A 20,094-nucleotide genomic window follows, 5' to 3' on the forward strand; every position below is an offset into this window, starting at 1 on the left:
AAGATAAAGATTTCTATATCGTATTGGAAAGAACTGAAAAAGGACAATCAAAGCTGATCGCCAGCGAGAAGATTTCATTATCCAAACCGGTTAAACTGCAGGTGGTAGCAGATAAAGATGAGCATAGCTTTAATTATTCGCTGGATGGTAAGAACTATAAAAACCTTGGCGGACCGGTTTCAGGAGATATACTTTCTACGGATGTGGCGGGAGGTTTTACAGGAAGCCTTATCGGACTGTACAGTACCTCTTCCAATGATATTGTGCCGAATTAAGTTAATATTATCAATGTCATACTGAGCTTGTCAAAGTGTTTCCTTTTAAAATTGAAAAGAATCAAATCGAACCAAAATATCAAGACCTTGAAAATCAAAAAATCTTATATAGTTTCTTTATTGGGATTTATCGGGCTGAATCTTCTTTCAGCCCAGGTAAATCCTTCCGGAAAACAAAGTACTGCATTTACCAATCCCATCATTTGGGCAGATGCACCGGATTTATCCATTACCAGAAACGGAAATGATTTTTACCTGATCAGTACCACCATGCACCTGATGCCGGGAGCACCAGTAATGCATTCCAGAGATCTGGTACATTGGGAAATGTCCGGATATGTTTTCGATACTCTGAACGACAATTCAAAATATGATTTATTGAACGGAACCGTTTACGGCAGAGGCCAATGGGCTTCATCAATTCGCTACCATAAAGGGAAATATTACGTTTTGTTTTCTCCGAATGATGAACCTTTTAAATCTTATTTCTATGCAACCGATAATCCCGAAAAAGGAAAATGGAAACTCATCACCAGAACACGGCATTTTCACGATGCATCACTGTTTTTCAATGATGATGACAGGATCTATGTTTTCACTTCAAACAAAGTTTTTGAACTGAGTCCCGATTTTAAAGAAGTTATTGGAAATCCGGATGGAACCGAAGTATTTCAGAAGGATGATTCGGAAACCGGGCTTCTGGAAGGTAATCAGATCATCAAAAGAAACGGGAAATATTATATGATGATGATATCCTGGCCCAAAAACGGGAAACGCCGTCAGGTAGTCTACAGAGCTGATAAAGTGACAGGTCCTTACGAGAAAAAAGTAATTCTGGAAGACAATTTTTTAGGATTTTCCTATGCAGGGCAGGGCGCTTTGATTGATGATAAAAACGGAAACTGGTATTCCCTTATTTTCCAGGACAGAAACGGGGTGGGACGCGTTCCGCTGTTGCTTCCTGTACAATGGGAAAACGACTGGCCAATACTGGGAGATAACGGAAAAGTTCCTTTGAAGGGAGAAGTTCCGCTTCCGCCATTCAAACCAAAAAATCATCTGGTGGAAAGCGATGAATTCTCTGATAAAAAAATGAAAATTCAATGGCAATGGAATCATAATCCCGTGAATGGAGCTTGGTCTTTATCCGAAAGAAAAGGCTTTCTGAGACTTAAAACCAGCAGGGTAGTAGACAATCTGTACGCGGCACCCAATACTTTGACCCAGAGGATGGAAGGTCCCACTTCTTCAGCGGTTGTCGCAATGGATCTTAAAGGAATGAAAGACGGAGATGTAGCGGGTTTTAGTGCCTTCAACGGGGATTCCGGAATTTTGTCAGTAGTGAAGGAAGGTGAAGAAAAATTCATTGTTTTTTCAGCCAACGAAGTGAACCTGGATAATAAAACAAAAGCCATTACTGGAGTTAAAAAAGAAGAAAAAAAACGGATACTTCTCAATTCAGATAAGGTTTTTCTCCGTATTGATGCTGATTTTAACCTAGGGAAAGATCTTGCAGTCTTTTACTACAGCACTGATCAGAACAACTGGACGGAAATGGCAAAAGATTACAAAATGATCTTTGATTACCGGAGATTCTTTATGGGTTCGAAATTCGCAGTTTTTAATTATGCCACTAAAAATACCGGAGGCTTTGTAGATGTGGACTTTTTCAGAGTCAATAAGGCCGGAGAATGAAAAGTAACAAAAATTAACAGGGAAAGCCTCCTGCAAATAGATAAAATAAATGCTAAGTTGTTTAAACCGCAAAAGTCACAAAAGCTTTCATTTTAAAACCCTTTAGTTCACTTAAGTAAGTTTAAAATGAAAGTGTAGAAAAGTTCACATAAGATGAAAATCAAAGATTTTCCTGAAACTTAGGTGTACTTATTAAATGCAAGGTTTGGCTCTGAAAAAGCTTAAGTGTTTAAAACTTTTGTGCCTTTTGTGGTTAAAAAAATAATCAATATAAACTTTAAACAGCTTGCTATTATTTTTTTATCCAAAATAATAAGTGTTAAAAATACAAATAAAAATCATGAATAAATCAATTGTATTAGCATTAGGTTTCGTGCTGTTAGGAGTTTTTATTTCTGCACAGTCTTTTGAGAAAAAAGTACCACAGGATTTTGATATCGAGAAAAAAGAAATTCCACATGGAAAAATTGATACGATACAGTACTCTTCGGTAACGGTTGGAACTACACGTAAAGCGTTGGTATATACGCCTCCCGGATATAAAAAAGGTGCTCAATATCCCGTTCTATATCTGTTACACGGTATTGGCGGAGATGAAAAAGAGTGGTTTAAAAATGGAACTCCGCAAATTATTTTAGATAATCTGTATGCCAAAGGAAAACTTTCTCCCATGATCGTTGTACTTCCCAACGGCCGGGCAATGAAAGATGACAGAGCAACCGGAGATATCATGGCAAAAGATAAAGTGGAAGCTTTTGCAACCTTTGAGAAAGACCTGCTGAATGATCTGATTCCCTTTGTAGAAAAAAAATATCCGGTTAAAAAAAACAGAACTGACAGAGCGATTGCCGGACTTTCCATGGGTGGCGGGCAGACCCTGAATTTCGGATTAGGAAATATCGATACGTTCGCATGGGTGGGTGCCTTTTCCGCAGCTCCAAATACCAAAGAACCTCAAGTTCTTCTCCCGGATCCATCCAAAGCTAAAGTATTAAAGCTTCTCTGGATTTCATGCGGAGATCAGGACAGACTGATGCCTTTCAGTAAAAGAACAAGCGACTATCTTACAGAAAATAAAATTCCTCATATTTTTTATGTAGAACCGGGCGGCCACGATTTCAAGGTCTGGAAAAATGATCTGTATCTGTTCTCGCAACTGCTTTTCAAGCCTGTCAACCAGGAAGATGTTAATCTTATCCTGAAATCCCAATAAATACAGGATTAAAGTTTTAAATCCAAATTTCTATGAATATCCGTAAAATACATATAAGTTTCATTGTTCTAATAGGGTTATTTTCGATGGGATCTGCGCAGAACCCTATTATTCAGACCAATTACACTGCAGATCCTGCGCCAATGGTGTACAATGACAGGCTGTATGTGTACACCACACACGATGAAGACGATTCTACCTGGTTTACCATGAACGACTGGAAAGTGTATTCCACCAACGATATGGTCAACTGGACAGATCACGGAACAATTCTTTCGTATAAAGATTTCGACTGGGCGAAACGCGATGCCTGGGCTGCACAATGTGTTGAAAGAAACGGAAAGTTTTTTTTATACGTGCCGATGTGGTCCAAAACCAATAACAAAGGTGCTATAGGGGTTGCCGTTGGTGACAGTCCGTTTGGACCCTTCCATGATCCGCTGGGAAAACCTCTTGTGCAGAGCGAATGGGGAGATATTGATCCCACCGTTTTTGTGGATGATGACGGACAGGCACACATGTACTGGGGAAATCCTAAATTAAAATATGTGAAGCTGAATGAAGATATGATCTCCTATTCCGGGAATATTACAGAAGTTCCGATGACCGAAGAATCATTTGGAAAAAGGGACGGAAAACCCAACCCGGAAAGGCCCACAAAATACGAAGAAGGTCCGTGGCTGTACAAAAGGAAAAACCTGTATTATCTTTTCTGGCCGGGTGGTCCGCTTCCTGAATTCATAGGATATTCTACAGGTAAAACAGCACAGGGACCCTGGAAATATGGAGGAATTGTAATGCCTACTGAAGGAAAATCATTCACCAATCATCCTGGTGTTATTGATTTCCGGGGGAAAACCTATTTCTTTTATCACAATGGGGCATTGCCGGGCGGAAGCGGTTTTACAAGATCGGTAAGTCTGGAAGAGCTTACATTTAATAAAGACGGTTCTATTTCGCCATTTAAAATGACCAACGGAATTACAAAAGCTATCGCAGCAGTTAATCCTTATTCATTCAATCAGGCAGAAATGATTGCTTGGTCAGAAAATGTAAAATCCTATCAGAATAAAGAGGCTGGTGTTTTCATCAAAGCAAAGAAAAATGGAGCATATACCAGTGTAAAGAATGTAGATTTCCGGAAAAAAGGAGCTGCTGCCTTCTCTGCAAGAGTAGGAACTACCCATAACAGTGACGTTACAATGACTGTTCATCTGAATGCTGTGAACGGCCCGGTTGCTGCAACGGTAAAGGTTCCGATGACGGGTGGGGATGACCGCTGGGAAACCGTAAAAGTTCAGCTTACTGAAAAGATTATTGGCATTCATGATCTGTATTTTGTATTCAATGGAAAAGCCTCAACAGATATTATGTATTTCGATTACTGGACCTTTCTTGAAAATAATTAATTATGAGAAAAAAAGTTTTATATATTGTATTCAGCCTGTTTCTGATCAGCAAAAGCTTTGCGCAGGTAGCAGAAATTTCAAGTCCTGACGGAAACCTGAAGGTTCATGTTTTTTCAGAAGACGGAAAAGCCTTATATGATATTATCCTTCAGGGAAAAACAATGCTTGAAAAATCCCCGCTGGGTTTGGTAACCAATGAGTCCGATTTTTCAAAGAACCTGAAATTTACCGACAGCAAAAAAGACGTGGTTTCTAAGAAATATACAAACCGGAAAATCAAAAAATCTGATATTAATTATAATGCCAATACTTTAACCGTTAATTTCACCAACGCTGATCATCATCAGATAGGTATTGAATTTCAGGTAAGTAACAATAATATTGCTTTCCGGTATGATATTCCACCGATGAAAGAACGGCTGAGTGTGGTGGTACAGTCAGAAACTACAGGATACAGATTCCCGTCACAGACCACTACTTTTCTTTCACCTATGATGAAGCCGATGACAGGATTTGCCCGCACAGCCCCAAGCTATGAAAGTGGCTATAAAGCTGATGCTGAGCTGGGATTGCCATCCGATTACGGTTATGTTTTCCCGGGCCTTTTCCATATCGGAAATGAAGGCTGGATATTGCTTTCCGAGACAGGAGTAAACAGTACATATTGTGCTTCACATCTTGAAACCACAGCAGAAAAAAGCCTTTACAAAGTAGCCTATCCGAACATTGCTGAAAACAACGGTTTCGGAAGTACTGGAGCAGCCATTTCACTTCCCGGAAAAACACCGTGGAGAACAATTACAGTGGGCAGTTCTTTGAAACCCATTGTAGAAACTACCATTCCTTTTGATGTGGTAGATCCGATGTATGAGCCTTCACAGGAGTATCGGTACGGAACATCTACCTGGAGCTGGATTCTGTGGCAGGACAAAAGCATGAACTATGATGACCAGGTGAAATTCATAGACCTTGCCGCTGCGCTGAAATATCAGTTTATTCTCATTGATGCACTTTGGGATAAAAATATTGGAAAAGACCGTATGAGAGCGCTTATTCAATATGCAAAATCGAAAAATATTGGAGTATTGCTCTGGTACAATTCCAACGGAGCAGCCAATGACGCACCGATGGGACCTAGAAACAAGATGAACACATCCGTTGAACGTAAAAAGGAAATGAAATGGCTGAAAGATGTTGGTGTAAAAGGACTCAAAGTGGATTTCTTCGGAGGGGACAAACAGGAAACTATGCGTCTTTACGAAGATATTTTGTCAGATGCCAATGATTTTGGATTAACCATTATTTTCCATGGAGCTACTGTACCGAGAGGCTGGGAAGTAATGTACCCGAATTATGCCGGAAGCGAAGCTGTTCTTGCCTCAGAAATGCTCTATTTCTCAGAAGATGTACGCAGGCAGGAAGCTTTTTTTGCCACGCTTCATCCCTTTATCAGAAATACGGTGGGAAGTATGGAATTCGGAGGAACTTTCCTCAATACATATTTAACGGAGTCCAACAGAGACAAAAATAAAAGACATACCACGGATAGCTTTCAACTGGCTACAGCAGTCCTGTTTCAGAATCCCGTTCAGATGTTTGGTATCATGCCGAACAATCTTACCGATGCTCCGGAGTTTCAGCTGGATTTTATGAAAGAAATCCCGACCCTTTGGGATGAAACCGTTTTTATAGACGGTTATCCCGGAAAATATGCCGTGGTGGCGAGAAGACATCAGGATCAATGGTATGTGGCTGGTGTAAATGCTGAAAAACAATCCCGGAAACTGAAAATAAAACTTCCGATGTTTGCCGGGAAAGCCGTAAAGCTTATCAATGATGATGCAAAAGGAAGCTCATCAGAGAAAGAAATAAAAGTAAATGTAAAAGGAGATTTCAGCATTGAAATTCAGTCGCAGGGTGGTTTTGTACTGAAAAATTAACAGAAGTAAACCTTATAGGTTTTTAAAACCTATAAGGTTTGAAGAGATTGGGCTTTGCCTGCAGATCTATGCTGCAGAACCGTTTATCAGTACTGAGAAAATCCCCGACGGAGGATTTGTAGTAGGAAATTAAAGGCTTGATAAAACAAAAAACAGAAAAATGCACTTCAAAAGCTTATACATCTTTATCATTTCGGGATTTTTGGTTTCCTGCTCTTCCTCACAGAGTCTGGAAAAGCAGTCATCCAAAGGCCAATGGCTCACTACCTGGGCAACAGCTCCCCAATTGGTGGAACCCAAAAATCTTCCGCCGGAACCGGGGCTTTCGGGGAACACCCTGCGCCAGATTGTGCGTGTATCTGTAGGTGGGAAAAAATTGCGACTACGTTTTTCCAATAAATATTCTATGGATAGTTTGGCGGTAAAAGCGGTTTCGATTGCGGTGCCGTCCGATAGCAGCAATGTGGATGCAGCCACCATCAGATCATTAACGTTTGAGAAGAAAAACAATTTTAAAATTGCTCCCGGATCAGATATTTATTCTGATGAGGTGAACTTTAATCTGAAACCTAATTCATTGCTGGCCATTACAATTTCCTACGTAAAAGTAACTCAATCTGTCACCGGACATCCGGCTTCAAGAACAACCTCTTTTATTGTTAAAGGTGAGCAGACCAATGCTGCGGTATTTAAAAATCCAGTAAAGACAGATCATTGGTACTCGCTTTTTAACATTGATGTAAAGACAGATGAACCCTCATATGCTGTTGCAATCATGGGAAATTCCATTACCGACGGAAGAGGATCAGGAACCAACAAACAGAATCGCTGGCCGGATATTTTTTCGCAGCGATTACTGGCAAATCCTTCTACCAGGAATATAAGTGTCCTTAATTTCGGGATCGGTGGGAATTGTGTGGTGCGTGGCGGACTGGGACCTACAGCATTAGACCGTTTTGATTATAACATACTCAATCAGCAGGGCGTAAAATGGCTGATCATTCTGGAAGGAGTGAATGATCTGGGAGGAACAAGAGATCCTGATGACGCCTTCAAAAGAACAGAAGAACTGATTGCCGCTTATCAGGTGATGATTGATAAGGCACATGCTAACGGAATCAAAGTGTACGGAGCAACAATTCTTCCTTTCGGAAAGTCGTTCTACGAAAAACCTTTCCGTATCGAGGCCTGGAAAAGAGTAAATGACTGGATCAGGAACAGCGGGAAGTTTGATGCCGTCATTGATTTTGCCAAACATATGCAGAGTGAAAATCCGGAGGTCATCTTAAACGATATGCACGATCACGATTTCCTTCATCCCAATGAGGCCGGCTACAGAAGAATGGGAGAATTTGTTGATCTGAACTTATTTAAAAATTAAAATCAAAAAGATATAGTATGAATTTTACAAAAAACATTTCGCTGTTTCTTACGTTGTTGTTTATATTTTTTGTAAAAGCAACCGAACCATTTATTTCTTTTGCTAAGACAGAAAATTCGGTGGTATTGAAAGAACGTAATTCAGGTCTGACGTTATTTTCAGACAGCGATTCGGATAAAGGAATTCTGCGTGCCGTTGCGAATCTTCAATCCGATTTTCAAAAAGTAACCGGTGTTCAGCCTCATCTTATTTCCCAAAATTCTGGTGTAAACGGAATGCTCATTATTATTGGTGAAGCAGGTAAAAGCAAGACCATTGATGATTTAATCAGACAAAAAAAACTGGATGGAAAAGCATTGGCAGGGAAAAGAGAAAAATATATCATTCAGAATGTCAGTGATCCATTTTCGGGCGTTTCTGAGGCTATTGTGATTGCTGGAAGCGATAAAAGGGGAACTATTTACGGGATCTATGAAATGTCTAAACAGATAGGTGTTTCACCCTGGTATTATTGGGCAGATGTTCCGGTTGAGAAAAAAGATAATCTATACTTTAGAAAAGGAACCTATACCGATGGAGAGCCTGCGGTAGAATATCGTGGTATTTTCCTTAACGATGAAGAACCTTCGCTGGGAGGCTGGGCAAGAGCTACATTTGGCGGAGTAAACAGTAAGTTCTACGAAAAAGTTTTTGAACTGATTCTGCGTCTTAAAGGAAACTATATCTGGCCGGCAATGTGGGGGAAAGCTTTTTATGATGATGATGCTCTGAGCGGGCCGTTAGCGAATGAAATGGGTATTGTCATGGGAACTTCGCACCATGAGCCTATGGCTTTGGCACAAACCGACTGGCACAGGTATATCAAAAAAAATAATCTCCCGAATGTCTGGGATTACGCTAAAAATGCAGACGTTTTGCAGAAATTCTGGAAATCCGGACTCGAAAGAAGCAAAAACTGGGAAAAGCTCGTTACAGTGGGAATGCGGGGTGACGGCGACGAAGCGATGGGAGAGGGAACCAATATTTCCCTGCTGGAGAAAATTGTAAAAGATCAGCGTAAAATCATTGCAGACGTTACTGGGAAAAAAGCAGAAAAAACACCTCAGGTCTGGGCATTGTATAAAGAAGTTCAGGACTATTATGATAAAGGAATGCGGGTTCCGGATGATGTGATCCTGCTGTTCTGTGATGATAACTGGGGAAATGTAAGAAAGCTTCCGGACCTTTCAAAACCTTTGCATAAAGGTGGCTATGGAATCTATTACCACTTCGATTATGTAGGCGGTCCAAGAAATTCCAAATGGATCAACATAAGCCCCATCCAGAGAGTTTGGGAACAGATGAATCTTTCCTATGAACATAAGGTAGATAAGCTTTGGGTAGTGAATGTGGGAGATTTAAAACCCATGGAGTTTCCGATCAGTTTTTTTCTGGAAATGGCCTGGAATCCAAAGCAGTTTAACGCTAAAAATCTTTTGGAATATACTGAAAAATGGACTGCCCAGCAGTTTGGTGAAAAACACGCCAAAGAAATTGCGAGAATGATTAATCTGTATGTCAAATACAACAGAAGAGTTACGCCTGAAACCCTTGACAGCAAAACGTACAGCCTTGAGAATTATCATGAATTTGAAACGGTTTTAAATGATTACAGAGCATTGGCCGTAGAAGCTTTACGGTTAAAAGAGCAGATTCCTGCTGAATACCAGGATGCGTATTATCAGTTGGTTCTGTACCCGATTGATGCCTGCAGTAATTTATACGAAATGTACTATGCTGTAGCAAAAAACAGGGAACTGGCAGCGAAAAAAGATCCGGAAGCCAATTTCTACGCAGATAAAGTGAAGGCATGTTTTGAAAGAAATGCTTATCTGGATAATCAATACAATAATGTGATTGCCGGCGGAAAATGGGAGCATATGATGGACCAAATGAAAATAGGATATAAAAGCTGGGCAGATGGAAAAGAAAATATAATGCCTGATGTTACCTATATTTCTGATGCTGAGGTTCCCAAAGAAAAGGTATTTCAGGAGAAAAAGGGCTATGTTTCCATTGAGGCAGAAAATTTTGCAAGAATGAGCAATTCTGACCGGATCCATTGGGAAGTGATTCCTGATTTCGGAAAAACAAAATCCGGAGTGACAACCTTTCCACAGAATGCTTATCCTAAAAGTGATGAAAATATCTGGCTGGAATATGATATCAATTTTGAATCAAAAGGGGAGTTTGAAGTCCAATTATTATTAGCTCCGACTTTAAATTTTAATCATAATAAAGGATTGCGCTATGAAATTTCTTTTGATAACGAAACTTCGCAAATTGTCAACTTCAATGGTCATTACAAAGGTGAATTGGGAAGATGGCAGTCCGAACATATCATTAAATCCGTTACAAAACATTCGGTTCAGCAGGCTGGAAAGCACACGTTACGTTTCAGAGTGTTGGAACCCGGCATTGTCCTTGAAAAGATACTGATCAACACCGGAGGATTAAAACCCTCTTACCTAGGCGCTCCCGAAAGCGAAATGCTTCACTGATTGGCACAATACTCATCACAAACAACACTTTAATTATGAAACACTAATCTTTTAATTCACATTCCAATCTGAAATACAGTTCCCTCACAGAGAATGAAGAGAAAGAACAGCGAATGATTTTGTAAGCAACTTTACTTAACAGATCGCTGCCTGATATCATTCAGGGTATTTTCCTGACGGTTTTTGAAAATCAACCGTCTTGATGGGGAATCCATTGCCCTTACTTTAATTGTTAAAATCAAAATCACGACTATCTAAAACTAAACCATTATGAAAAAAATTTTAAGTCTTGTAACCATTCATGCTATAGCTCTGTTTTGCAGCCTGATGCTGCATGGACAGCTTACCACTGTAAAAATTGATAAGAACACATCTTATCAGAAAATAAAAGGGTTCGGAGGATTTGTATGCAGTCCCCAGTTTGCGTATAACCATATGTCTACCTCAGAAATTCAGACGCTTTGGGGCGCTTCCAGTGAAGGTGGATATAATATTATGAGATTGTATATTCCCGAAAACAGCAGCAACTGGATTTCTGTATTAGCTACAGCGCAACTCGCCAAATCTATGGGACTTACCATTTTTGCTTCGCCTTGGACCATGCCCGCTGCCTGGAAAACCAATAACCATGTCAATGCAGTGTATACTGACACCAACGGAGTACAGCAGGTAGGATATTTAAAGCCGGAAAATTACCAGGATTATGCGCTGTATCTCAACAGCTTTATTACTTATCTCCAGAACAACGGAGTAGAGCTTGATTATATCTCCATTCAGAATGAACCGGATGAAATGGCACAGTATCAGGGATGTATCTGGACTCCTGCGCAAATTACGACTTTCATCAAGAATTACGGACAACTTATCAATTGTAAAGTGATTGCCCCGGAAAGTGTGGGATTTACGGATAATTTTGCCAGTGCTTTGCTGGATCCTGCGGCAATGGCTAATTTTGAAGTGTATGGCGGCCATCAATACGGGCTTATGCAGTCCACCTACAAGCAATTCCAGAATTATAACAAAGAAATATGGCAGACAGAATATCTGATCAACTGGAACTCTTCATCCACACAGCCGGCCCGTGATTTCAGCTGGAATACAGATGCATTTACTTTCGCCGGCAGTGTCAACAATGCATTACTGGGTAATGTCAATGCCTGGATCCATTACTCTGCCAAACGTTATTATGGCTTAATGGGTGACGGAACTTACGGAACTCCTGCAGGTGTAATGACCAAAAGAGGCTATATTCTTTCACATTATGCCAAGTACACAACAGGAAAAACGAGAATAGAAGCCAAATGGGATGACAAAACCGGAGTTTTACAAGGGTCTTCCTATATTTCCCAGGATGGAAATCAGGTTGTTCTTATGGTTATTAATCCTTCTCAGAACTCCTATAGTTTAAAAGTTGATCTGCCTTTTTACACGACTTCAGGAACAAAAGTACTGACCAATACACAATCCAATATGGTGAGCACACCTATTTCTTTGAGTACGGCAACGTTTCGGCCAACGGCTGATATCAGCCCTTCCAGTATCATGACATTTGTTTTTAACAAAAGCGGCGACAGGCCTGCTTCTCTGATGACAGGCGGCGATATCCATTATAATAAAATTGAAACACAAACTCCTACCAGTACAGCTTTTGGTACAGGATTCAATATCAGCAATACAACGGTGACATTCTCTAATCCAAGCCCTCTTATCAGCAATAATATGACTGCGGCTAACGGATATCTTCAGCTTAATGACAGGTACAATAAACTGATCCTGCATGTAAATAGTTATACAACAGCGGGACAAAGCTATTCGGACAATACCACTTTATATTACATCAACAGCCAGGGGGTAACGAAATCATATAATTACGGCAAGATTAATTTTCCGCAGGGAGGAAATTTCGATATCACATTCGATATTTCAAAACAGGTGCTTACAGACGGATGTAAAGGAATTTTAGGACTGAGAAATTCCAATTACAGCTCTGTACTTACGCTTAATCTGGGCGATGTTTATTTCAATGTGGGTAATGAAATTGCTTCTCAATTCGGAGGCACTTATTCTGCTAGCGACAGCTATCTGATGGATGCCCTGGAAAATGGCTACTACACTTCTGTAGACTTCACAAATGCAGCAGGAATTACTTCCTCCAATAACTGGCAGCCTATGAGTGCTAACACTAACAGCATTTATTATGTCAATTCAAACATAAGTTCATCTGCCAATAATGTGATCTCCGGTACTACATGTTCAAATCTTGTCCTTTCCGGTCAGGGTATGGATTTTCAGGTGCCGTTTAACTTCACAGCCAATACAGCTTCTTACAGCCGGACATTTAATGGTTATGACGTGTTGATCCTGCCATTCCAGGCTAATATACCGTCCGGGGTTGCTGCTTATCTGATGTCTCCGAATGTCAGTAATATCAGTTGTACCGCAATTTCAAACGGAATCATTCCTGTAAACACTCCGGTAATCATCAACGCGACAGGAAATATTACTTTCAACGGTACAGGAAACGTTTCCACACCCAAAGCAATTACTGTTAACCAGATGAACGGAGTTTATCAGAGCATAAAAGTTCCGGCCAATGCTTATGTGCTGAAAACAGAAAACGGGGTAACAGGCTTCTATAAAGTAACAGCCGGAAGTGAGCCTGTAATAGGATCTTTCAAAGCATATCTTACAGAAGAAAATGCCTATTCTGCCAATGTTCTTCCTTTAAACTTCGGATCGTTAAGTGCCAGAAATATTCCTGGTGAAGCTAAAAAAGAAGTTGTGAAAATATATCCTAATCCGGCAAAAGCAGATCTTTTCATTGATTCTGATCTCTCAGAAGCTACAGCAACCATTTTTGACGGAAGAGGAAGTGTCATCAGGTCCGGATTGAAGATAAACTCAGGAAAAAACCAGATTGATATGACAAATTTTCCAGCAGGTATTTACTTCGTTGAGGTTACCTACAAGAATAATACGGTGTTCAAACAAAAATTTGTTAAAGAATAAACTGAATACAAAGCCAACATAAGTATTTGTTATGTTGGCTTTTGCTGATATGACGATGATTTTTACAAAATAAATTTTAATGACTACAAAAAATAAAATATTCTCCATCGCGATTTCCCTCAGTGCTGCTTTTTTTTCGGCTCAGAATAATACGGTCCGTACTTTTAACCTGGATCTGAAAGAAACTTCTTCAGCTGTTAAAATACAGCCTACCATGTACGGGATTTTCTTTGAAGACATCAATTTTGCAGCAGATGGCGGATTGTATGCTGAACTGATTAAAAACCGGAGCTTTGAATTTGACGAACCATTTACAGGCTGGAAACAACCCAACACAAAAACGCTCTCTCCTAATCTGGATTCCGGATTTCTGACCATTTATTCCGATCCTGCCAAAACCAATAGGAATTACGCGAGAATTACCATTCTGAATGATAAAAATTATATTCTGGAGAATGAAGGATTCAGAGGAATAGGAATTCATCAGGGAGAACAATATGATTTCAGCTTTGATCTGGAGAATGTTTCAGGAAATATTGCTGCGGTAAATGCAAGTCTTGTTGATGAAAACGGGAAGGAAATTTCTTCAGTCTCCGCACTCATTAAGGGAAAGGGTTGGCAGAAGTATACAGCCGTTTTTAAATCACCACAAACTGTAGAAAAAGCAAAACTGCGGATTACATTTACTGGAAACGGCATTGTCAACATGGATATGATCTCCCTCTTCCCGAAAGACACCTGGAAAGGCAGAAAAGGAGGTTTACGAAAAGATCTTGTTCAGAAACTATATGATCTGCAACCTGGGTTTTTGAGGTTTCCGGGAGGCTGTATTGTAGAAGGAAGAACTTTGGCAGAACGCTATCAGTGGAAAAAAACGATAGGAAATATAGCAGACCGTGAATACCTTATCAATAAATGGAGTACTGGATTTCCCCACAGGCTTACACCGGATTATGGACAATCTTTCGGGCTGGGATTTTATGAATATTTCCTGCTTTCCGAAGATCTGGGTGCAGAACCTGTTCCTATTTTGAGCTGTGGAATGGCTTGCCAGTTCAATACGGCAGAACTGGTGAAAATGCAAGATCTTGATCCTTATGTTCAGGATGCCTTGGACCTGATTGAATTTGCCAACGGAGATTCCGGAACAAAATGGGGGAGAATCCGTGCTGAAATGGGACATCCGAAGCCTTTTAATTTAAAATTTATCGGAGTGGGAAATGAACAGTGGGGAGCGGATTATATTGAACGCTATAAAGTATTTGAAAAAGCCATTCATGCAAAATATCCTGACATTAAGATCATCTCCGGAAGCGGACCGTCACCTGACGGCGAGTTCTTTGAATATGGCTGGAAAGAGCTGAAACAGCTTAACGCACAGATTGTAGATGAGCATTATTACAACTCTCCCGAATGGTTTATGAAAAATGTAGGCAGATACGATCAGTATGACCGTTCCGGGCCAAAAGTTTTTGCCGGGGAATATGCAGCCCAGTCTGTAGGAGTGGTAAAACCTGATAATAAAAATAACTGGTTAACAGCTCTCTCAGAAGCCGCTTTTATGACCGGTCTTGAAAGAAACGCAGATGTGGTGTATATGACTTCCTACGCACCGCTTTTTGCCCATGCTGATGGCTGGCAGTGGACACCCGATCTCATCTGGTTCAATAATCTGAAATCTTATGCAACCCCGAACTATTATGTTCAGAAATTATTCTCCAACAATAAAGGAACGGATGTATTAAAAATAGAACATAACGGAAAAGCAATATCCGGACAGGAAAAATTATATGCTACAGCAGTAAAGGACACGAAAAATAATGAAATCATTATTAAAATGGTCAATACTGATACTCAGGCTAAAACGGTAAATATCAAACCAGGAACTCTGAAAACAGGTAAGAAAATAACCAAAATCCTTCTATCCGCACCACAACTTTCCACTGAAAATAGTTTCGATGCTGAACCCATAAAACCTAAAGAAGAGATTTATGAAACCAAAAATGGTGAAATCTTCACCTTAATTCCTGCCAATTCTTTAGTTGTTTTAAAGGTGAAAATAAAATAATTAATTGTAATTAAGCTACTTATTAAAAATAAGTGTGTTTTTTACATTTATTTAAAATAGAATCTTATATTTGTTTTTATCTCATCAGGAGAAATTAAAATCTCAATAATCAAAAACGTTTCACCACCATGAAAAAATATGTTATCGGGCTGGACTATGGTACAGATTCCGTACGGGCCGTCCTTATTGATACTGAAAACGGTTCCGAAGTAACTTCTTCGGTCAGCTACTACCAGAGATGGAAGGAAGGTAAATTCTGTAATCCCTCAGCCAATAGTTTTAGACAGCATCCTTCAGATCATATTGAAGGTCTGGAAAAGACTATTTCAGAAGTAGTACAAGAAAGCGGGATACCGGCAGAGCAGATCGTTAGTATCTGCATTGATACTACAGGCTCTTCACCGTTACCAGTAACCAATGATGGAACAGCCCTGGCTCTGGTTCCGGGATTTGAAGAAAATCCCAATGCTATGATGGTTTTATGGAAAGACCACACGGCCATTCGTGAAGCCGAAGAAATCAATACTCTTGCGAGAACCTGGGGTGGTGAAGATTATACAAAATATGAAGGCGGTATTTATTCTTCAGAATGGTTCTGGGCTAAAATACTGCACATCAGCAGAGCCGATGCAGAAGTAAAAAATACAGCTTATAGCTGGATGGAGCACTGTGATTATCTGACCTATCTTTTATCAGATCATAAAGACTTGGCTACCTTTAAAAGAAGCCGTTGTGCTGCCGGCCACAAAGCCATGTGGCATGACTCGTGGGACGGTCTTCCTTCCGAAGAATTCCTCAACAGGCTTGATCCTTCTCTGGGGGCGCTCAGAGCAAGATTATACAGCGAAACGTATACTTCAGATGAAATTGCCGGCTACCTGAATGAAGAATGGGCCGCAAAAACCGGTCTTACCACCAAAACCATCATTACCGTAGGAACCTTTGATGCCCATTCAGGAGCCGTAGGGGCCAGAGTGGAAGAAAATACACTGATCAGAATCATGGGAACTTCCACTTGTGATATTATGGTAGCCTCACAGGAAGCTATTGGGGATACAATGGTAAAAGGAATCTGCGGACAGGTTGACGGTTCCGTAATTCCCGGATTAATAGGGCTTGAAGCAGGACAGTCTGCCTTTGGAGATGTGCTGGCATGGTATAAAGATATCCTGATGTGGCCGGTTCACCAGGTTATGATGCAGTCCGAAAGTATTTCAGATGAGCAGAAGACAAAGCTTGCTGAAGAAATGGAGGCAGGACTTATCAGAAAATTAACCCTTGAAGCAGAAAAAATTCCTCTTTCAGATGCTGTTCCGGTTGCATTGGACTGGGTAAACGGAAGAAGAACACCGGATGCAGATCAGGAACTTAAAGCAGCGATCAGCCAGCTTTCTCTGGGAACAAAAGCTCCCCATATTTTCAAAGCTTTGGTGAATGCCATTTGCTTCGGAGCTAAAAAGATCGTTGACCGTTTTGAAGAGGAAGGGGTGAAAATCAATAAAGTGATCGGAATCGGAGGAGTAGCAAGGAAATCACCGTTCATCATGCAGACACTTGCTAATGTTCTGGATATGCCGATTGTGGTTGCCGCTTCGGACCAAACTCCTGCTTTGGGAGCTGCTGTTTATGCGGCCGTATCAGCAGGGATTTATCCTACCGTTCAGGAAGCAAGCATGAAAATGGGCTCTGCATTTGAAGCAGAATACCAGCCGAAAGCCGAAGAAGTGCAGCACTACAGAGAGCTAATGCAGCAATACCAGAAACTCGCTGATTTTGTAGAATACAATACCAGGTTGAAAAACAACAGAAAAGAACTTCAGAACTCCTGAATATTAACCTTTTGAATAATACTCAAAATGAATACTTATAAAGAACTCCAAAGAGAATGCTATGAAGCGAATATGCAGCTGGATGCCCTGAAGCTGGTGGTCTATACTTTCGGGAATGTGAGCGCTGTAGACCGTGATAAAGGTGTTTTTGCCATTAAACCAAGCGGTGTTCCCTACGACATTTTAAAGCCGGAAGATATGGTGATTCTGGACTTTGATGCCAATGTCATTGAAGGAAAGCTCAGACCTTCTTCCGATACCAAAACCCATGCTTATCTGTATAAAAACTGGGAAAATATCGGTGGAATTTCCCACACCCATGCGATTTATTCCGTAGCTTGGGCACAGGCACAATTGGATATTCCTGTTTTCGGGACTACCCATGCAGACCATTTAACGACAGATATTCCTTGTGCTCCACCGATGCGGGATGAACTGATTGAAGGAAACTACGAATACAATACAGGAATACAGATTCTGGAATGCTTTAAAGAAAAACAGCTCTCTCCAAAAGAAGTAGAAATGGTTCTGATAGGCAATCACGGTCCGTTTACCTGGGGAAAAAATGCTGAGAAAGCAGTCTACAACAGCAAAGTGCTGGAAACCATTGCCGAAATGGCTTATCTCACCAGACAGATCAATCCAGATGCAGAACGTCTGAAAGATTCGCTCATCAAAAAACATTATGAACGTAAGCACGGCAAGAATGCCTACTACGGACAGGAATTTAAACACTAAACACTTTAAGATAAACAACTATTAACGATCAACACAATTATGTTAACACCTCTCAATACCAAAGAAGTCTGGTTCATCACAGGAAGTCAGCATTTATACGGACCCGAAACACTTGCCCAGGTGGCAGAACACTCACAGAAAATGGTGGCAGAACTAGAAAAATCTTCTTTCATTCCGGTAAAAGTCATTGTAAAGCCAACGGTAAAAACTACCGAAGAGATATTTGAAACCATTGCAGCCGCCAATCAGGCAGAAAACTGTATAGGAATTATCACGTGGATGCATACCTTTTCACCCGCCAAAATGTGGATCAGAGGATTAAAAATCTTACAGAAACCTCTTCTGCATCTACATACCCAATTCAACAGAGATATTCCATGGTCAACCATGGATATGGATTTTATGAATCTTAACCAGGCCGCTCACGGAGACCGTGAATTCGGTTTCATGGTAAGCAGACTCCGAAAGAACAGAAAAGTAGTGGTAGGACACTGGTCTGAAGAAAGAGTTCAGAAGCAGATTGGTGACTGGAGCCGTGTTGCTGCGGGCTGGGACGACTGGCAGGGAGCAAAATTTGCACGTTTCGGAGATAATATGCGGTTTGTAGCCGTTACAGATGGAGATAAGGTGGAAGCTGAGACCCAGTTCGGATTTTCAGTCAATACCTGGGGAATCGGTGACCTTGTAGGCGTTATCAATTCTGTAAGCGAAAGAGAGATAAAAAGCCTTATGGAAGAATATGAATCTTCTTATTACATGGCAGCATCCCTTTTGGAAGGAGGAGCCAACAGAAGTTCACTTCACACCGCTGCAAAAATTGAATTAGGACTTGAAAAATTTTTAAAAGACGGAGGATTTAAAGGATTTTCAGATACCTTTGAAGACCTTCACGGGCTGGAGCAGCTGCCGGGAATTGCCGTACAGCGCCTGATGCAGAAAGGATACGGATTTGCAGGCGAAGGAGACTGGAAAACAGCAGCACTCGTACGTGCCATGAAAACAATGGGGCAGGGCCTTGAAGGTGGAAATGCCTTTATGGAAGATTATACTTATCATTTAGACCCTTCCAATCCTTCTATTTTAGGCTCCCATATGCTGGAAGTAGACCCGGTTCTGGCAGCCGGAAAACCTTCATGTGAGATCCATCCGTTGGGAATCGGAGGAAAAGCAGATCCGGTTCGTCTTGTTTTTAATTCCAGAGGAAATATTGATTCCCTGAATGCTGCACTGATGGACTTTGGAAACCATTTCAGACTGTTGATCAACAAAACCAGGGCATTGGAAATTACAGAAGAGCTGCCAAAGCTTCCGGTAGCAAGGGTTTTATGGAAACCTCTTCCTGATTTATATACGGCCGCAGAAGCCTGGATACTGGCTGGAGGAGCACACCATACATGTTACAGTGAAAATATTTCAGCAGAACAGCTGGAAGATTTTGCTGAGATAGCAGGAATTGAATCATTAGTCATTGATGAAGATACAAGAATGCGTGATTTTAAAAATACACTTCGTTGGAATGAAATGTATTATCGTTAATTAATTTTAAAAAATATGTAAATAATTGTGAGAAAAACAATAGATAATAGCATTTTTATTTTATTATTTTTAATTATTTTCGGCTGCAAAAAAGAAAATAACAAACAGGATATTTCAGGAAAAATGGAGAATGTTCACACTTCAGGCTATGGAGTTACACCAAAAGGCGATTCTATTAAAAAATACACGCTGACCAATAAAAACGGAATGAAAGTTGAGGTCATCAACTTCGGCGGAATTATCACTTCTTTAACTGCCCCAGACAGAAACGGGAAATACGAAGACGTAGTGCTCGGCTTTACAAAACCTGAAGGATATTTCGATGGCAACCCTTATTATTTCGGGGCTTTGATTGGAAGATATGGCAATAGGATTGCTAATGCAAAATTCTCACTGGAGGGTAAAGCATACGAAATTGATAAAAATGACGGTCCCAATAGCCTTCACGGAGGAAAAGAAGG

At 40.5% G+C, this 20,094-nt stretch carries 13 protein-coding genes; all 13 read left to right on the plus strand.

The genetic code is table 11. The features are described from left to right. Positions 1-275 (plus strand): beta-xylosidase family glycoside hydrolase (locus BBH99_RS17815; protein WP_455550059.1); only part of this gene is annotated, 275 nt, incomplete at its 5' end. Between the two features lie 87 nt (positions 276-362). Then, positions 363-1,970 carry a glycoside hydrolase family 43 protein gene (locus BBH99_RS17820; RefSeq protein WP_066698901.1) on the plus strand — a complete coding sequence of 536 codons (1,608 nt, stop codon included), beginning with the start codon at positions 363-365 and terminating at the stop codon, positions 1,968-1,970. Between the two features lie 340 nt (positions 1,971-2,310). Continuing rightward, positions 2,311-3,183 (plus strand): alpha/beta hydrolase, encoded by an 873-nt coding sequence (locus tag BBH99_RS17825; RefSeq protein WP_066698867.1) that lies wholly within the window; start codon positions 2,311-2,313, stop codon positions 3,181-3,183. A 32-nt stretch (positions 3,184-3,215) separates the two neighbouring features. Continuing rightward, on the plus strand, positions 3,216-4,592 hold the full coding sequence (locus BBH99_RS17830) for a glycoside hydrolase family 43 protein (protein ID WP_066698870.1): 1,377 nt from the start codon (positions 3,216-3,218) through the stop codon (positions 4,590-4,592). A 2-nt stretch (positions 4,593-4,594) separates the two neighbouring features. Then, positions 4,595-6,532 carry a glycoside hydrolase family 97 protein gene (locus tag BBH99_RS17835; protein ID WP_066698873.1) on the plus strand — a complete coding sequence of 646 codons (1,938 nt, stop codon included), beginning with the start codon at positions 4,595-4,597 and terminating at the stop codon, positions 6,530-6,532. A 160-nt stretch (positions 6,533-6,692) separates the two neighbouring features. After that, the gene (locus BBH99_RS17840; RefSeq protein WP_066698876.1) at positions 6,693-7,913 is read left to right on the plus strand and encodes an SGNH/GDSL hydrolase family protein; all 1,221 of its coding nucleotides are present in this window, start codon (positions 6,693-6,695) and stop codon (positions 7,911-7,913) included. A 17-nt stretch (positions 7,914-7,930) separates the two neighbouring features. After that, positions 7,931-10,453 carry a glycosyl hydrolase 115 family protein gene (locus BBH99_RS17845; protein WP_066698879.1) on the plus strand — a complete coding sequence of 841 codons (2,523 nt, stop codon included), beginning with the start codon at positions 7,931-7,933 and terminating at the stop codon, positions 10,451-10,453. A gap of 270 nt (positions 10,454-10,723) precedes the next feature. Next, positions 10,724-13,462, plus strand: a complete 2,739-nt coding sequence (locus tag BBH99_RS17850; RefSeq protein ID WP_066698884.1) for a T9SS type A sorting domain-containing protein — start codon at positions 10,724-10,726, stop codon at positions 13,460-13,462. A 79-nt stretch (positions 13,463-13,541) separates the two neighbouring features. Continuing rightward, a complete protein-coding gene (locus BBH99_RS17855; protein ID WP_066698887.1) occupies positions 13,542-15,530 on the plus strand; it encodes an alpha-L-arabinofuranosidase C-terminal domain-containing protein in 1,989 nt (662 codons plus the stop codon). 128 nt (positions 15,531-15,658) lie between these two features. Further along, positions 15,659-17,359 (plus strand): ribulokinase, encoded by a 1,701-nt coding sequence (locus tag BBH99_RS17860; protein WP_066698890.1) that lies wholly within the window; start codon positions 15,659-15,661, stop codon positions 17,357-17,359. A gap of 27 nt (positions 17,360-17,386) precedes the next feature. Further along, complete coding sequence (locus BBH99_RS17865; RefSeq protein ID WP_066698893.1) at positions 17,387-18,097, plus strand: L-ribulose-5-phosphate 4-epimerase; 711 nt, start codon at positions 17,387-17,389, stop codon at positions 18,095-18,097. A 39-nt stretch (positions 18,098-18,136) separates the two neighbouring features. Continuing rightward, positions 18,137-19,633, plus strand: coding sequence for an L-arabinose isomerase (araA, locus tag BBH99_RS17870; RefSeq protein ID WP_066698894.1), 1,497 nt, complete (start codon positions 18,137-18,139; stop codon positions 19,631-19,633). A gap of 27 nt (positions 19,634-19,660) precedes the next feature. Beyond that, positions 19,661-20,094 (plus strand): aldose epimerase family protein (locus BBH99_RS17875; RefSeq protein ID WP_455550060.1); only part of this gene is annotated, 434 nt, incomplete at its 3' end.

The sequence above is a fragment of the Chryseobacterium contaminans genome (assembly GCF_001684955.1).
GTDB classification, from domain to species: domain Bacteria; phylum Bacteroidota; class Bacteroidia; order Flavobacteriales; family Weeksellaceae; genus Chryseobacterium; species Chryseobacterium contaminans.

Coding starts and splice junctions, on each gene's coding strand:
- BBH99_RS17825 (WP_066698867.1), top strand. CDS start 2,311: ATGAATAAATCAATTGTATTAGCATTAGGTTTCGTGCTGTTAGGAGTT.
- BBH99_RS17830 (WP_066698870.1), top strand. CDS start 3,216: ATGAATATCCGTAAAATACATATAAGTTTCATTGTTCTAATAGGGTTA.
- BBH99_RS17835 (WP_066698873.1), top strand. CDS start 4,595: ATGAGAAAAAAAGTTTTATATATTGTATTCAGCCTGTTTCTGATCAGC.
- BBH99_RS17840 (WP_066698876.1), top strand. CDS start 6,693: ATGCACTTCAAAAGCTTATACATCTTTATCATTTCGGGATTTTTGGTT.
- BBH99_RS17845 (WP_066698879.1), top strand. CDS start 7,931: ATGAATTTTACAAAAAACATTTCGCTGTTTCTTACGTTGTTGTTTATA.
- BBH99_RS17850 (WP_066698884.1), top strand. CDS start 10,724: ATGAAAAAAATTTTAAGTCTTGTAACCATTCATGCTATAGCTCTGTTT.
- BBH99_RS17855 (WP_066698887.1), top strand. CDS start 13,542: ATGACTACAAAAAATAAAATATTCTCCATCGCGATTTCCCTCAGTGCT.
- BBH99_RS17860 (WP_066698890.1), top strand. CDS start 15,659: ATGAAAAAATATGTTATCGGGCTGGACTATGGTACAGATTCCGTACGG.
- BBH99_RS17865 (WP_066698893.1), top strand. CDS start 17,387: ATGAATACTTATAAAGAACTCCAAAGAGAATGCTATGAAGCGAATATG.
- araA (WP_066698894.1), top strand. CDS start 18,137: ATGTTAACACCTCTCAATACCAAAGAAGTCTGGTTCATCACAGGAAGT.